Annotated in this window: 10 protein-coding genes and 1 pseudogene; 7 read left to right on the top strand and 4 right to left on the bottom strand. The window is 73.0% G+C overall.

The window, feature by feature from the left end:
• Nucleotides 1-150: 150 nt before the first annotated feature.
• From ACI78Z_RS23615 to ACI78Z_RS23590, 6 genes are all read left to right on the top strand, one after another.
• Entirely contained in the window at nt 151-1,527 is a 1,377-nt protein-coding gene (locus ACI78Z_RS23615; RefSeq protein WP_457038976.1) for a bifunctional folylpolyglutamate synthase/dihydrofolate synthase, read from the top strand.
• Nucleotides 1,524-3,368, top strand: coding sequence for an aminodeoxychorismate synthase component I (gene pabB / locus ACI78Z_RS23610; protein ID WP_457038975.1), 1,845 nt, complete (start codon nt 1,524-1,526; stop codon nt 3,366-3,368). Before ACI78Z_RS23615 ends, pabB begins: the two co-directional genes overlap by 4 nt.
• Before the next feature lie 833 nt (nt 3,369-4,201).
• On the top strand, nt 4,202-5,704 hold the full coding sequence (locus ACI78Z_RS23605; protein WP_457038974.1) for an MFS transporter: 1,503 nt from the start codon (nt 4,202-4,204) through the stop codon (nt 5,702-5,704).
• A 37-nt stretch (nt 5,705-5,741) separates the two neighbouring features.
• Entirely contained in the window at nt 5,742-7,016 is a 1,275-nt protein-coding gene (locus ACI78Z_RS23600; protein ID WP_457038973.1) for an aromatic ring-hydroxylating dioxygenase subunit alpha, read from the top strand.
• A gap of 13 nt (nt 7,017-7,029) precedes the next feature.
• Nucleotides 7,030-8,040: a PDR/VanB family oxidoreductase gene (locus tag ACI78Z_RS23595; protein ID WP_457038972.1), complete on the top strand. Its 1,011-nt coding sequence runs from the start codon at nt 7,030-7,032 to the stop codon at nt 8,038-8,040.
• Nucleotides 8,037-8,810 carry an IclR family transcriptional regulator gene (locus tag ACI78Z_RS23590; protein ID WP_457038971.1) on the top strand — a complete coding sequence of 258 codons (774 nt, stop codon included), beginning with the start codon at nt 8,037-8,039 and terminating at the stop codon, nt 8,808-8,810. Before ACI78Z_RS23595 ends, ACI78Z_RS23590 begins: the two co-directional genes overlap by 4 nt.
• Before the next feature lie 537 nt (nt 8,811-9,347).
• On the opposite strand, the pseudogene ACI78Z_RS23585 reads toward ACI78Z_RS23590, so the two are convergent.
• A pseudogene (locus ACI78Z_RS23585) lies at nt 9,348-9,509 on the bottom strand (antibiotic biosynthesis monooxygenase family protein); the annotation flags it as partial.
• A 1,148-nt stretch (nt 9,510-10,657) separates the two neighbouring features.
• Here ACI78Z_RS23585 and ACI78Z_RS23580 point away from each other — a divergent pair.
• Nucleotides 10,658-11,038, top strand: coding sequence for a VOC family protein (locus tag ACI78Z_RS23580; protein ID WP_457038970.1), 381 nt, complete (start codon nt 10,658-10,660; stop codon nt 11,036-11,038).
• Nucleotides 11,039-11,375: 337 nt separating this feature from the next.
• Here ACI78Z_RS23580 and ACI78Z_RS23575 read toward each other — a convergent pair whose 3' ends face one another.
• The 3 genes from ACI78Z_RS23575 to ACI78Z_RS23565 all read right to left on the bottom strand — a co-directional run bounded on the left by ACI78Z_RS23575 (nt 11,376) and on the right by ACI78Z_RS23565 (nt 15,992).
• Nucleotides 11,376-12,032, bottom strand: coding sequence for a GNAT family N-acetyltransferase (locus ACI78Z_RS23575; RefSeq protein WP_457038969.1), 657 nt, complete (start codon nt 12,030-12,032; stop codon nt 11,376-11,378).
• Between the two features lie 101 nt (nt 12,033-12,133).
• A complete protein-coding gene (locus tag ACI78Z_RS23570) occupies nt 12,134-15,397 on the bottom strand; it encodes a heavy metal translocating P-type ATPase (protein WP_457038968.1) in 3,264 nt (1,087 codons plus the stop codon).
• 115 nt (nt 15,398-15,512) lie between these two features.
• Nucleotides 15,513-15,992: an N-acetyltransferase family protein gene (locus tag ACI78Z_RS23565; RefSeq protein ID WP_457038967.1), complete on the bottom strand. Its 480-nt coding sequence runs from the start codon at nt 15,990-15,992 to the stop codon at nt 15,513-15,515.
• Nucleotides 15,993-16,131: the final 139 nt, after the last annotated feature.

Raw genomic sequence — 16,131 nt, 5'->3', positions numbered from 1 at the left:
ACGCCCACGACCCGCGGGCGCTGGCCACCGTCGGCCGGGACGCCGAGGCGCTGGCCCTGTCCCGGGCGGTCCGCTGGCACTGCGAGCGGCGGGTCCTGCTCAACGGGGCCAGCACGGTCGTCTTCCGGTGAACCGGTCGCTGGAGGTCTGATGTCGACCGGGACGGCCGGCCTGCTGTCGCCCGCCGGCACACCCTCGTCCCGGACCGCGCTCGACCGCGTCCACCGGTACCTGTACGAGGAGCTCGGCCCGCAGCGGGGCCCGGCGGGCGTGGGGCTCGCGCGCGCCCGTGCCCTCTTCGGGGAGCTGGGGCATCCGCAGGACGGTTTCCGCGCCGTGCACGTGGCGGGCACCGCGGGGAAGGGGTCGGTGAGCACCTTCGTCGCGAGCCTCCTCCGGGCGCACGGCTTCCGGGTCGGTACCCACCTGTCGCCGCACGTCCACAGCCTCCTCGAGCGGTTCCTGCTGGACGGTGCCCCCGCCGGAGCCGATCTCGTCGACGCGGAGCTGGAACGGATCCGGCCGGCGGTCGAGGCGGTGGAGCGGGCCGGGCACGGCCGGCCGTCCTTCTTCGAGGTCACCAACGGCATCGCCTTCAGCCTGTTCGCCGACCGGGTCGACTACGGGGTCGTCGAGACCGGGCTCGGGGGACTGCTCGACTCCACCAACACGATCTCCCGGGCGGACAAGCTCGCGGTCGTCACGCCGATCGGCCTGGACCACCAGGACCTGCTCGGGGCGACGCTCCCCGAGATCGCGGCCCAGAAGGCAGGCATCCTGCCCTTCGGCGGTCGCGCCGTGGCGGCTCGCCAGGGCAGTCCCGCAGTGGAGGACGTGCTCAGCGCAGAGGCAGCCCGCCGGAGCTGCGCTCTCCGGTGGGTGGACCTGGGCCCCCCGGCGGTGCGGGCCTGGACCGGGCCGGGCGGCACCGAGCTGCGCCTGCGGGGCCAACCGCCCCTGTCCCTGGGGCTGACCGGGCGGCACCAGGCGAGCAACGCCCATCTCGCGCTGCGTGCCGTCGAGGCGCTGGCGGCGCGCGACGGGTGGGGCCTCGACGCGGACGCCGTCTGGCTGGGGTTGCGGAGCGCCACGCTGCCCGGCCGGTTCGAACGCCGGGTCATCGGCGGCCGGACCGCGGTCCTCGACGGAGCGCACAACCCGATGAAGCTCGCGGCGTTGGTGGCGACCCTGCAGGAGGTCCACCCCGGCGCCCGGTTCCCGTGGGTCCTCGCGTTCAAGCAGGACAAGGACCTGGACGCCGCCCTGCACGTCGTCGCGCCGGTGACGTCCGTGGTCGTCGCGACGGAGTTCTGCTCGGCCGGCGGCGACCACCCCGCCGGCGCCTCCGTCCCGGCCGAGCTCGTCGCCGCAGCAGCGGCGGACCGGGGCCTCGCGACAGCGGTGGAGCGGAACCCGGTGCTCGCGGTCAGCCGTGCCGCGGAGGAGCCGGACGAGGCGCTGCCGGTCGTGGTGAGCGGCTCGTTCCACCTGCTCGCCGCCGTCCACGGGGCAACGGTGCCGCAGTGACCTGGGCCCGCTTCGACGACCTCCGCACCGGAACGGCGCTCCGGTGTGCCGCGCCCGACCGGATCCTGGTGGCCGAACACCCCGGTGAAGTCGTCGCCGTGCTGGCCGAGGTCCAGCGGGCCACGGACGCCGGGCGGTGGGCGTTCGGCTACGTCGCCTACGAGGCCGCCGCGGGGCTGGATCCACAGCTCGCGGTGCACCCGTCCACGCCCATGGGCATGCCGCTGGTCTGGTTCGGGATCTGCGACGAGCCGGTTCCCCTGCCTCCGCTGCAGCCGGCCGGCGCCGGCCCGGCCCCGACCGCCCGGTGGCGACCCACGTGGACACCGGCCGGACACGCACACGGCGTCCGGGAGGTCCGGGAGCGGATCGCCGCCGGGGACACGTTCCAGTGCAACCTGACCGTGCGGATGTCCGGCCGCGTGCCAGGGGACCCCTTCCTCCTCTACCGGGACCTGGCACTGGGCCAGCGCGGCGCCTACAACGCCTACCTCGACCTCGGGCGGTTCGCCGTGGCCAGCGCCAGCCCCGAACTGTTCTTCGAGCGCCGCGGTGACCAGGTGCTGCTCCGCCCGATGAAGGGAACGGCGCGGCGAGGCCGGAACGGGGACGAAGACCGGCGCCTGGCCGACCTGCTCCACTCGAGCCCCAAGGAGCGGGCGGAGAACGTCATGATCGTCGACCTCATGCGCAACGACATCGGCCGTGTCGCGGAGCTCGGCAGCGTGGAGGTGCCCGCGCTCTTCACCGTCGAACGCTACGAGACCGTGCTGCAGCTGACCTCCGACGTCACGGCTCGCCTCCGCCCGGGCACCGGCCTGGTGGAGCTGTTCCGGGCGCTCTTCCCCTGCGGCTCGGTCACGGGAGCACCCAAGGCGAGCTCCATGGACATCATCCGGTCCCTGGAGCCTGACCCCCGCGGGGTCTACTGCGGGGCGATCGGTATCGTCGGCCCACCGGACGCGCCCGTGCGGGCGCGGTTCAGCGTCGCCATCCGCACCGCGGTGGTGGACACCACCTCGGGGGAGGCCGTCTACGGCACCGGGAGCGGCATCACGTGGGGGTCGGAGGCGGCGGCCGAGCACGCGGAGGTCCTCGCGAAGGCCGCCGTCCTCACCGCGCGACCCCGCGTGTTCGAGCTGCTGGAGACGATGCGCCATGACCCGGAGCACGGTCTGCGCAACCGGGACCGGCACCTGCAGCGGCTGGCGGACTCGGCCGGGCACCTGGGGTTCCGGTTCGACCTGTCAACGGCGCGACGCGTGCTGGCCGCGCGGCTGGCGGGCGAGCCGGCGGCACGCGTCCGGCTCCGGCTCCGCCGCGACGGCGGTCTCGCCGTCGATGTGGCGGCGCTGCCGGTGCCGTCCACCGGCCCGGTGCTGCTCGCGGTCGACGACGATCCGGTCGACGCCCAGGAGACGTGGCTCCACCACAAGACGAGCATGCGGGAGCCGTACGACCGGCGACGCGACCGGCGCCCCGACGTCGACGACGTGATCATGCTGAACACCCGCGGAGAACTGACCGAGGCCACCCGGGCCACCCTGGCGCTGAAGCTCGACGGGGAGTGGTGGACCCCTCCACTGGAATCGGGGTGCCTCCCGGGGGTCGAGCGCGCGCGTCTGCTCGAGGCGGGCCGGCTGCGGGAGCGGGTGCTCCACGTAGCCGACCTCGAACGGGCGGAGGGGTTGGCGCTGCTCAGTTCACTCCGGGGGTGGCGTGCCGCAGAGCTGAGCACCGTTCGTCCGGAGGTGGCGCCCCACCGCAGCCCGCTCGGACCGGCGGGGGCCTGCCTCGAGGCGGGGAGCCAGGTTTCTGCCGCACTCATCGGCACGGGGTAGGGCACCCGGAGAGCAGGTTTCTGGCGCGCACGTCAGGCGCAGACCGTCCACAGGCCGAGCCCATGTTCGGCGCGAAGGCGATGGACTCGTCGCTGCGTCCACCCGCCGCTCGAGCCGGTTACGACCAGGGCAAGGCCTTGCGGCACAGCGACAGCGGCACCCTGCAGGCCGGGACGCCGCTCACGGGCATGACCCTCCGAGACATCGTCACGCTCAGCGACAGGCGAAGGAGGACCAGAGTTCGGCACAGAGGCACCTCGCGGCGGCGATCCTTGACCACCATCTTGATCACCATTGAGCCCTGTTCGGGGAGGTCCGCCACCGTTCGCCGTCGTTCCGTATGCCGGTTGACCTGCCGAAACGGACTTCGGCGGACCGTCGCGGACCCGCGGCCGACGGCTGGGGGTCAAGGGGTCGCAGGGTTCGCACCCTGTCAGCCCGACAGCGGGAAGCCGCAGCTCAGGGGTCGTGTCCGGAGAGATCCGGAACGGCCCCTGACTGCTTTGCCAGGCGGTCTGACCACCATTGCCCTGCGACGCGTGCGGCGACCCCGCGGAGGCACTCAACGCTGGCGGCCGGGGGACTCGTACCTCTGTCCTCGCACGTCGCAGCCACCCGCCCTGACCACCATGTGGCGCCGTCCAGCCGGTCGCCGATGTCCGGCAGTGGTCCAGGGTGTCGTGATCAGCAGAGACGGGATCGTCGCCGAGATGCGGCCAGATCTGTCTTCCGTCACATGGAAGTCGCATACACCCTGGGCGGTGAGCTCCATCACCCTTCCCTCGGACGTCGCCCACACCATCGACGACGCCCCCCTCACGGAGGAGCGAGGCATGACTTCAGGGAGTTTCGAGAGCGACACCGCCCGGGAGGAGCAGCTCCTCGACGCCGGCCGCGACGACAGACCCGTCGTGCCCTACCGGGCCCTGTGGGCGGTGCTGTTGCTCGGCTGGGTGGTCAGCTACGCGGACCGGACGGTCACCGGCCCCGTCATCGCCTGGATGATCCAGACCGAGTCGGGGTTCATCGGGGACGCGTCCAACCCGGCGACGGTGGGTGGCCTGGTCGGCTCCATGTTCTTCCTGGGCTACATGCTCACTCAGTACCCGGGCGGGCGGCTCGGTGACCGGTTCGGGCACCGCGAGATGATCATCGTCTCGCTGTTGGCGGCCGGCGTCCTGACCGTCGTCTCCGGCCTCGTGGCAGGACTGGTCGCGTTCGTCGCGGCCCGTGTGCTGACCGGGCTGGGCGAGGGCGTCTTCTACTCGAACGACCGGACCCTGATCATCACGCACACCCCGGCGGCCCAGCGGACGCTCGGTCTGGGCATCGTGATCACCGGCCTGTCCATCGGCCTGACGGTCGGGATCATCGCCACGCCGCTGCTGATCGCCTGGGGCGAGTCGCTGGGGATGGGCGACGGTGCCTGGCGGATGCCGTTCTTCGTGTTCGCCGCTTTCACGTTCGTGGTCGCGGCGGTGGCGTTCGTCTTCTTCCGGTCGAAGCTCGGTGGGGCGCTGCGGCTGGGGCCGCCGTTCCTGCGGCTGCTGCTGTTCTCCACGCCGACCTTCCTGGTCATCGTCGGCCTCTTCCTGATGGCCGAGACGTTCCAGTGGCCGGAGTGGCTGACCGCGACCATCGCGTCGGTCATCGCGCTCGTGTACATCGCGATCATCGTGCGCAGCGTCAAGCAGTCCGGTCGCGGCGCGGCCCTGCTCAACCGGAACATGTGGCTGATCTACATCGCCTACATCGCGATCCTGTGGAACCTGTGGTTCTTCAGCTTCTGGTCGGTGCAGATCGTCCGGGAGGCAGCGGAGAGCAGTCTGCTGGCCGCCGCGCTGACCGCCGCCTTCAACGCCGGCGCCGGGATCCTCGGCTTCCCCGTGGGCGGCTGGCTCGCCGACCGCGCCGTCCGCAGCGGCCGCGGCAGGAAGCCACTCGCGCTGATCTGCACCGCCGTCTACTCGGTGCTGGTGCTCCTGTTCGGCTGGAGCATCTCGGGTGGGGAGGGTGACCAGCTGCCCTCGCTGGCACTCCTGGGTCTGCTGCTGTTCAGCTCCGGCGTGTTCTTCAACGCGCTCCAGCCGATCGTGCAGGGCATGACCGGCGACCTGGTGCCCGCCAGCGAGCGGGGCTCGGCGTTCGGGATGCTCAACCTCGTCTCGGAGATCGGCGCCGTGCTGAGCCCGGTGGTCAGCGGCATCCTCCGCGACGCGACCGGCAGCTGGGCTCCGGGGGTCTACCTCGCCGCCGGGATCATGATCGTCTCCTTCTTCCTCTACGCGATGGTCCGGGAGTCACCGGCCCACCACGAGGACCCGATCCCCGCCTGAACGTCTCCCGACTCCGAGACCTCTGAAGGGACCCGACATGACCGGTTCGACCTCTCCCGCCTCCATCGGCCGCCCGACCGGGCACGCCGCCTTCCGCTCGTTCCCGCTCAACGCCTGGTACGCGGCGGCGTGGGACCACGAGGTGGGGCGCAACCTGCTCCCCACGACGGTCGCCAACCGGCCGGTCGTCCTCTACCGGACCACCGGCGGTCGTCCGGTCGCGCTGGCCGACGCCTGCTGGCACCGGCTGGCGCCGCTGTCGATGGGCAAGCTGCGCGGCGACGACGAGATCATGTGCGGCTACCACGGCATCTGCTACGACCCCGACGGCCGGGCCACGTTCATGCCGGCGCAGGAGACGATCAACCCCAGCGCCACGGTGCACTCCTTCCCGGTGGTGGAGCGGCACCGCTACGTGTGGATCTGGCCGGGCGACCCGGCGCTGGCCGACCCGGCGCTGGTGCCCGACCTGTACTGGAACGAGCACCCCGACTGGGCCGGCGACGGCAAGACGATCCGCGTCAACTGCAGCTACCAGTTGATCGTCGACAACCTGATGGACCTCACCCACGAGCAGTTCGTGCACGGGTCGAGCATCGGCCACGACGCGCTGTCGGAGTCGGAGTTCACCGTGACCCACACCGAGCGGACGGTGACGGTGACCAAGTGGATGCTCGGCATCGACCCGCCGCCGTTCTGGAAGCGCAACCTGCAGGACCGCTTCCCCGGCTACGAGGGGCCGGTCGACCGCTGGCAGATCATCCACTACACGGCGCCGTCGACCATCGCGATCGACGTCGGCGTGGCCAAGGCCGGTACCGGTGCACCCGAGGGCGACCGCAGCCAGGGGGTCACCGGAACGGTGATCAACACCATGACACCGGAGACCGACAACACCTGCCACTACCTGTGGGCTTTCGCCCGCGACTGGTGCCTGGACAAGCAGGTGATCACCACCCGGCTGCGCGAGGGTGTGTCCAACGTCTTCTTCGAGGACGAGCTGATGCTCGAGGCCCAGCAGCGGGGGATCGAGGCCAACCCCGACTACGACTTCTACAACCTCAACATCGACGCGGGCAGCATGTGGACCCGCCGGATCGTGCAGCGCATGATCGACGCCGAGCTCGGTTCGGACATCGGTGCGGTGAGCGACGAGGCCGGGCGCGCCGCCGCCACGATGGCCGAGGTCACCGCCGCGGCCAACGCCGAGCCGCCGGGCGACGGCGGAACCGGTCAGGCAGCGGAGGTGGCCGGCGGGGTGGCCCGGCACCGGGAGCAGCCCACGGCCGGCCTCATGGGCCGCGGGCTGTAGCGGAGCAGTCGACATGGCAGCCACGAGCGCCAAGCGGTGGCGGAGGGCGCGGGTGATCGACGTCCGCGAGGTCGCCCAGCACGTCCGGCGGATCGTCCTCGAGCCCGAGCGGCTCGAGGCGCCCGCGCCCCCCGGCAGCCACATCGACATCGGGGTCTACGTCAACGGTCGCGCCGACATCCGCTCGTACTCCGTCGTGGGCATGAGCGGCTACGGCACCGAGCTGGTCCTCGGTGTGCAGCTGGCCCGGCAGAGCCGGGGTGGCTCGGCCTACATGCACAACCTGCGGCGGGGACAGGAGGTGTCGATCACCCAGCCGCTGCAGAACTTCCCGCTCAACTACGGCAAGCCCGGATACGTCCTGGCCGCCGGAGGCATCGGCATCACCGCCTTGGTGGCCATGGGCAAGGCGCTCAAGGCCCGCGGCGCGGACTACCGCTTCGTCTACGGCGCCCGGTCGCGGGACCTCATGGCCTTCCTCGACGAGCTGGTCCCCGAACACGGCGACCGCCTCGACCTGCGGATCGACGACGAGGGGAGCTCCCTCGGCGTCGCCGACCTCGTCGCCGGCGTCCCGGACGGCGGGGAGCTGTACGTCTGCGGTCCCACGCCCATGCTCGACGCGATCAAGGCCGCCTGGGCCCAGGCCGGACGGCGACCGGCGGACCTGCGATTCGAGACGTTCGGCAGCAGCGGCCGGTTCGCTCCCGAGGCGTTCACCGTGCGGATCCCGCGGCTGGGCCTGGAGACCCTGGTGCCGCACGACGTGTCGATGCTCGAGGCGCTGGAGGCGTGCGGAGCAGACATGATGTTCGACTGCCGCCGCGGCGAGTGCGGCCTCTGCGAGGTCAAGGTCCTCGACGTCGAGGGCGTCATCGACCACCGCGACGTCTTCCTCAGCGACGAGCAGCACCGGGCGGGTGACCGGCTGCAGTGCTGTGTCTCCCGCGTCGTCAGCGCCCGGACCGGCGGGCTCTCCGGCGCCGACGGGGGCCCGGGAGTCGTCACCATCGACGTCCCGTGACCAGCGGCCGCCGTGCCGGGCCGTTGCAGGCGCGGCGGACGGCGGGCGGCAAGCTGCTCGCCGTCCTCGACGCCTTCACCCGGGAACGGCCGGCGCTCACGCTGTCGGAGATCGCCCGAGCCGTCGACGTGCCACTGCCGACCGCGCATCGTCTCGTGGCCGAGCTGTGCGCGTGGGGCGGAGTCGAACGCGACGAGGACGGGCGCTACCGGGTTGGCCTGCGGGTGTGGGAGGTCGGCGCGTTGGCCCCCCGCGGTCTCGGGCTCCGCGAGGCGGCGCTCCCCTTCATGGAGGACCTCTACGAGGTCACCCACGAGAACGTGCAGCTGGCTGTCCGCGACGGCACCGACGTCGTCTTCGTCGAGCGGATCGCCGGGCGGTCGGCCGTCGGCGTGCTGACCCGCGTCGGCGGGCGCTTTGCCCTGCCGCCGACCGGGGTGGGCCTGGTGCTGCTGGCGCATGCCCCGCTCGAGGTCCAGGAGGAAGTGCTCGCCCACCCCTTAGTCGGGTACACGCGACACACGATCACCGACCCGGGGCAGCTGCGGCGCATCCTCGCCGAAGTCCGCCGCAGCGGGGTGGCGGTGAGCGATCGGCAGGTGACCGACGACGCGGTGTCGGTCGCCGCGCCGGTCGAGGTCCGCGGCAGCGTCGTTGCCGCGCTGTCCATCGTGGTCCGTGGCAGTTCGCCGTCTGCCGTCCGCCCGTACATCCCCGGAGTCCGGGCCGCCGCCCGGGGCATCGGGCGCACGTCGGCCTTGACTCCCTGACCGGCGCCCCCAGCAGCGGGGCGAACGCCGGTCCCTTCCTCCACCGGCTGCACCCGCGGTAGGGCAGGAAGCGGAGCGCCGTGACCTCCTGGCACTCAGCGACTGTGGATCTTGGATCGTCAGTGCCGAGGACCGGCGAACGCCTTGGACCCGTGGTTTGGCCTGAAGCCGCCTTCCAGCGGCGCCGAGGAGGAGGGGCGGTCGGTCGCTGGGGCGACCGACTTGCGACCAACAGACCACCCTCAGCAGTCGACGGCGACCAACACCGTCCGATGACGCGACCCGACCCTGACCTGCGTCTTCATCACCATCCAACCGATGCTGAACGCCGCAGGATCAAGTCGCAGGGTTGTTGGTTCGAGTCCACCGGCAGAGCAGCACCGCAGGTCAGCGGCGGCTAACCACCCACCCGGGCGTCGGCCACGACGGAGAACCACCGCGTCACGTTGGGCGTTGACTCCAGGCCCTCCAGGACTGCGCGCTTGTCGAGGAACGCCGGGTCGTCATGCCAGGCCACCCAGTCCTCGCGCTGTTCCAGGTACCGACGATCACCCGCGACAGGGGATCGTCCTCGGGAGTCAGCAACTGCCCGGAGATCCAGCCCGGCATGCGTTGTGCGGACTCGAATCGATCGCGCATCGCTGCGTCCCACTCCTCCTCACCCCCGGGTCGCAGCTTGCTGGTGGTCAACACGGTCATCATCGCCCGCTCCCTCGTCGAAGGATTCGCTCCTGGAAGGATCCGCTCCTGGACGGCTCTTCTGTGTCCGTGGGCCAGTCGGTGGTGATCCTGGTGCCAGGGTCGACTGCGGTCCCTGACCGGCTGGGTGCTCCGCCGAGGATCGTTGCCTCGTTGAGTGTCGGGGACCACCTCGCAGGCGTGGCTCCGCCTCGGCCACGATCCTGCCCCGCCCGCGCTGCGGTGGCGACGCTTGGCCACCAGTCTGACCTCCATTGGTGTCCGGTCGCGGCCGTTCGGGTCCGTTCGTCCTGGTTCGGTATGCCTCTTGACCTGACCAGATGGGCTTCTCGGACCGTCGTCGAACCCGTGGCTCTGCGCGGAGAGCCAGGCGTGGCCGGGGAGCCGGGCGTGAACCGAGCCGACGGAGCCGATGGGGCCGACCGCACCGATCCCGGGCAGCGGCTCGGGGTAGCGGATCGCCGGGTGCATCCCGCGGTCGCAGCGGTGGATCAGCCCGGCCAGGTCCACGCACTCGCCGTAGCGACGGAGGTCGTCCGCGACCGTGCTGGTCATCACGTGCCGCGCCCCTCCCGTTCCCTGTGGGCTCCCGCTGCCCGGCGGCTCACGGGCCCCGCGACGGGCGGGCCCGGGGAGGGTCACTGCTGCTCGCCGGTCCGGTCCGCGCGCAGGAGGCCGAGGAGTTCGGCGGCGAACGAGCTCCGGGGCGGTGGTCATCGCGATGTGCCCCTGACCGGCCAGGGTGACCGCGCTGGCACCCGGCGACACTGCGGCGAGCTCGGCGGTCATATGGACCACGTCGGGGGACTGTTCGATCCGGTCATCAGCATCGTGCATACGGCGAGGGGGCCGGAGTGGCGACGGGGGGGACCGTGGCTGCCGGCGACGGGTCAGGGAGACCAGCTGGAGAGACACTGGAGAACGCTCCGGCGGCTGGGCGGAGGTCGGGCCGGAGGAACGCTCAGGCGGACGGCATGCCCGAACGCGGGCGAGGGGTGACCACATCAACCGGTACGGCAACGTGGTGCCGACGGCGGCGGACTGCGGCCCACGCGCACAGGCACCACAGCCGCCTGAGCTGCGGGACCGATGAGTGCGGCGCTTGCCGACGGTCCAAGGGACGAGGACCGAGCGAGAGGAGAACGACCGTGCTCACCGACAGTCCTGCCTTCAGCGGCTTCGCCGTCCCCGACCTCGACCCCGCCCGCCGCTTCTACGAGGAGACCCTCGGGTTACGGGTCGAGGCGAACCCGGAGATGGGCGGACTTCTCACCCTCCACCTGGGTGGCGGGACCGACGTGCTGGTGTACGCCAAGCCCGAGCACACACCGGCCACCTTCACGGTGCTGAACTTCCCGGTCCCGGACGTGGAGGCGGCCGTGGACGAACTGGCTTCCCGCGGCGTCCGGTTCGAGCGCTACGAGGGCTTCGACCAGGACGACAAGGGCGTCGCCCGCGGTCCGCAGGGTCCAGCGATCGCCTGGTTCACCGATCCGGGCGGCAACATCATGTCGGTGCTCGAGAGCTGACCAGGGCTGCCAGGCCGCTCCCCTCTCCGACCGCGGCCCCGACGGGCCGCTCGAGCCGGCAGGGACGCGTGGGGGGCGGTCAGCCGACCGACGCCATCCCCCTCGGCGTCGGTCATCCACCACACCCGGGTCCCGAGCCCGGTGGGGCAGTGGTCGGCGCGACGAGGACCCTCCACGGGACTGCCCGGCAGGAGGACGAGGTCGAGGACCGGGGCGCCGGCCAGCAGGACCGCGCTCGTGCGAGGCAGGCGCATCACGTACCGGGCCACCAGGCCGGCGCCGAGCAGGCACCAGAACCCGACCTCGCAGGCCACGACGAGAGCGAGCAGGACCACGTTCACGGGGCGCTCCCCGCCCGGCGCCCGACCGCCGCGGTCGCCGTCCGATCGGCGGCCGTCGTTCCAGGCTCGCGGAGCATCGACCACGTGCGCGGGCCACCGCGGGGCAGGTCGACGACGTCGGTCACCGCGAAGCCGAGGCGGCGGTAGAACCGCACGTTCGGTTCGGCGCTCGTCTCCAGCCACACCGGCAGCTCGTCCCGGTCGGCGCGATCCAGCCCGGGGGCCAGCAGCGCGGCACCGAGACCCCGCCCTTGCCGGTGCGGCACGACGCCCAGGCTGGCCAGAGTCAGGTGCGGCTCACCCGGTCGGCGGTCGGCCAGCCTCTCCTCGGCCTCGGCGGCGGCTGCCGCCCGGCGCCCCGCCAGCTCGGCGGCAGCCGGGCCGACGTGCGCCCACACCTCGTCGGGGACCCCGGTGCTGGGCACCCAGACCGCGATGCCCACGAGGTCCTGCCCCACCGCCCCGAGGTCGACGCGACCGAAGGGCACTGCGACGGCGGACAGGTAGAGGTGGTGCAGCGCCCGCAGCCGGCCGCCGTGGCCGTCGGCGTCGACCGTCCACCGGGTCCACGGGTAGTCGGCGAAGGCGTCGGCGAGCGCCTCGGCGACGGCCGGGACGTCGTCGAGCGCCGCCGCGCGCACATGGAGTGTCATTCGTTCCTCGGTCAGTTCTCGGGGACGTCCACGGCCGGAGGATCGGTGGTCGGGCAGCGGCCCCGCACACTGACTGCAGCATGCCGGGGCCGCCGGTCCGCTCAGGTCGCCTCGATGGTGAACGGCACCGTGATCACGTCGCCGTCCGCGAGCCTGAACTGGGCCCACAGCCGGTACGTCCCGGCGGTGGCGAACTCGGCGTGCACATCGAGCTCCGGGCCGAAGGTCTGGCCCGGCAGGGCGAAGACCGGGCGGCCGGACGCGTCCTCGACCTCGGCGTGCTCGTGGGCGAAGGTCTGCCCGTCGGCCCGCATCACCACGACGTGGCCGGCGGCGGCCAGGTACGGCTGCAGGTCGTCGACCGGCCGACCGGTGGCGTCGTCGGTGACGGTGAAGTCCAGGTCGCTGCGGCCGCCGGCCGCCGCCTCGCCCTCGAGCTCGACGCGGACCTCGCCGACCACCACGGTCCGCGGCCCGGCCGCCAGGAACACCGGCTCCGGCGCGGTGCCGGCCACGGTGACCACCTGCCGGGAGTGGACGTCGCCCATCTCACCCTGCCGCCGGAACTCGGTGTTGACGATGTACCGGCCGGCAGTCGGGAACGTGACCTCCACGGCCAGCCGTCCGGGCTCGCCGGTCGGCTGCGGGTGGACGTGGGCGAACGTGCCCAGGTCCTCCCGTGTGGCGATCAGGTGCATCCACGCCTCGTGGCTGCGGGTGAGGTCCTCGATCGGCTCGCCGGTCCCGCTGTCGACGACGGTGGCCACCAGCCGGGTCGGCTGCCCGGGGCGCACCTCGGCGGGCAGGTCGAGGCGGACGTCGACGCCGGCGTCGGTGGCGTCGGTGGGCGGCACCTCGGCGGTCATCATCTCGCTCATCGCCGGCCGCATAGGCATGCCGGTGCCCTGCGCCCAGGCCAGCTGGCCGTTCATGCCGCGCTCGGCGAAGTCCATCCGCGACACGGCGGTCAGCCCCGCGCCGAGGGCGAGAGCGACGACTGCCACGCCGGTCAGGTAGGCGTACTGGCCGATGCGGGCGCGCAGCGGCGGGTGCAGGACCTCGTCCGCCGTGGCCGGCCGGCGGCAGCGGCGCAGCCGCAGCGCGTTGGTGACGACGCTGATCGAGCTCATCGCCATCGCCGCGGAGGCGAGCACCGGGTCCAGCAGCAGCCCGTTCCACCAGTACAGGGCGCCGGCCGCGACCGGGATCAGCAGCAGGTTGTAGCCGAACGCCCAACCCAGGCCCTGCTTCATGGTGGTCACGGTGCGCCGGGACAGCGCGATCGCGGAGACGATGCCGCGCAGGTCGCCGCCGATGAGGGTGATGTCGGAGGCGGCGATGGCGACGTCGGCGCCGGTGCCGATGGCGATGCCGACGTCGGCGGCCGACAGCGCGGCCGCGTCGTTGATGCCGTCTCCGCAGAAGGCGACGACGTGCCCCTGGTCCTGCAGTCGGCGGACCTGCGCTGCCTTGTCGGCGGGCAGCACCTCGGCGAGCACGTGCTCGATGCCGACCTGGTCCGCGATCGCGGTGGCGGTGGCGGCGTTGTCGCCGGTGAGCATCCACACGCGCAGACCGAGCGCCTGCAGCTGGGCGACCGCCTCGGCGGACTCGGGCTTGACCGTGTCGGCGACCGACAGCACCGCGGCCGGCTGCCCGTCGATGGCGACGAACATCGGGGTCTGGCCCGCCGCCGCTGCTGCGGCGGCGGTGCGGGCGAGCGCGGTGACGTCCACGCCGCGGGCGGTCATCAGGGCAGCGTTGCCGACCAGCACGTGCCGCTCGTCGACGACGGCGTCGATGCCGTGGCCGGGGACGGCGTCGAAGGTGCGCAGTGGCGGCAGGTCGAGGGAGCGGGCGGTGGCCGCGGCGACGAGGGCCTCACCGACGGGGTGCTCGCTGCCGGTCTCCGCGGCCGCCACGAGCGCCAGGATGTCGTGCTCGGCCCAGCCGGCGGTGGTGGTGATGCCGGTGAGGGCCGGCTTGCCGCGGGTGATGGTGCCGGTCTTGTCCAGCACGACGGCGGTGACCCGGCGGGCGGTCTCCAGCGCGTCGCCGTTGCCGATGAGGATGCCGAGTTCGGCGGCGCGGCCGGTGCCGACCATGACCGCGGTCGGCGTGGCCAGTCCGAGCGCGCACGGGCAGGCGATGATCAGCACCGCGATGGTGGTGGTGATCGCCATCGTCAGCCGGCCGGTGTCCGGGTCGAGCACGGCCCACGCGAGGAAGGTGGCGGCGGCCAGGGCGAGGACGATCGGCACGAACCACGCCGAGACCCGGTCGGCGAGGCGCTGCAGGGGCACCTTCGCGCCCTGCGCGTCCTCCACCAGGCGGACGATCTGCGCGAGTGCGGTGTCGGCGCCGACCGCGGTGGCCCGCAGCACCACGGTGCCGGTGCGGTTGATCGTGGCGCCGATGAGGGTGTCCCCGACGGTCTTGTCCACCGGCAGGCTCTCGCCGGTCAGCATGCTCTCGTCCACGGCGGTGGCGCCGTCGGTGACGACGCCGTCGACCGGGACCTTCTCGCCGGGGCGCACCCGGACCAGGTCGCCGACGACGACCCGCTCGACCGGCACGTCGACCTCGGCGCCGTCGCGCACCACGCGCGCGGTCTTCGGGGTGAGGCCGACCAGGGCGGTGATCGCCGCGGCGGTCTGCTTCTTGGCGCGGGCCTCCATCCACCGGCCGGCGAGGACGAGGGCGAGGATGACCAGCGAGGTCTCGAAGTACACGTGCAGCGGCAGGCCCCACCGCTCGGCCGCCGCGGGCCAGAGCGTGACGAAGGCGCTGTAGCCGTAGGCGACGCCGGTGCCCAGCGCCACCAGGGTGTTCATGTTCGTCGAGCGGTGTCGGGCCGCGGTCCACGCGGCGCGGTAGACGTCGCGGCCGGCCCAGAACTGCACGACGGTCGCGACCACGAGGATCGCCGGCATCAGCCAGTCCATCGTGTCCAGGTACAGCGGCACGTACATCAGGCCCATCAGGCCGAGGCCGGTGGCGAGGGTGATCTGCCACGTGCGCTCGAGGGCGGTCAGGTGCGCTTCGCCGGTGCGGTCCTCGCCAGGCGCGTCGGCGCCGGGGCCGGGGCGCTCGGCGGTGGGCTGGCTCTCGCGGCGCGGGGTGGCGGTGTAGCCGGCGCGGGTGACCGCGGCGGTCAGCTCGTCCACGCCGGTCCGGGCCGGGTCGAAGCGCACGGTGGCGACCTCGGTGACCAGGTTCACCTCGGCGGCGGTCACACCGGCCACCCGGTTGAGCGCCTTCTCCACCCGGCCCACGCAGGAGGCGCAGGTCATGCCGCCGACGTCCAGGGTGCAGCCGGCGGTGGCCTCGGTCGCCGCGGTGACGGTCGGTGCGCTGGTGGTCATCCCGGTCTCCTGGGTGCGGACGTGTGCTCCGGCTACGGGTTGATCGTCGGTAGCGACGCGGTGGCTCGGACCGGCGGTTCCGCCAGGTCCACGGGTCGGGCAGCCGGGCTGCGGCTCAGTGGCCGACGGGCAGCGCGGTGTACGCGGCGGGTGGCCAGGCGGCGAGGATCTTCGGCCGCAGGCTGGCGCCCAGGCGGCGGTAGAGCCGCTGGGCGTCGATGTTGTCGACCTCCATGCCCCAGCGGATCAGCAGCTGTCCGGGTGCGGCGACGGCAGCCAGGGCGGCCATGAGGTGTCGGCCGGCGCCGGCGTCGCGGTGTCCGGGGCGGACGTAGAGGTCGTCGAGGTCGAGCACGTCGCCGCCGGTCCACAGGTGCAGCTGGCGGACGGCGGAGACGCAGCCGATCGCGTCGCCGTCGCGCTCGGCCAGCAACACGACCACCTCGGGTCGGTCGAGCAGCTGCCGCCACTGCTCGTCCGTGACCTGCACGTGTTCGGCCTGGTCCTCGTGTGCGGCGATCTCGTGGACCATCGCGGCGACGGTCGCGGCGTCCGCGGGGGTCGCGCGACGGACCGTGGTGGCGGCAGCGGCCATGGTGGGCTCCGGTGGTGGTCGTGGCGGTGGGGGGGGGGGGGGGGGGGGGGGGGGGGGGGGGGGGGGGGGGGGGGGGGGGGGGGGGGGGGGGGGGGGGGGGGGGGGGGGGGGGGGGGGGGGGGGGGGGGGGGGGGGGGGG

Source organism: Geodermatophilus sp. SYSU D01176 (assembly GCF_054050015.1).
The sequence above is the reverse complement of the archived record's forward strand: the minus strand, read 5'-3'. Positions and strand labels throughout refer to the sequence as shown.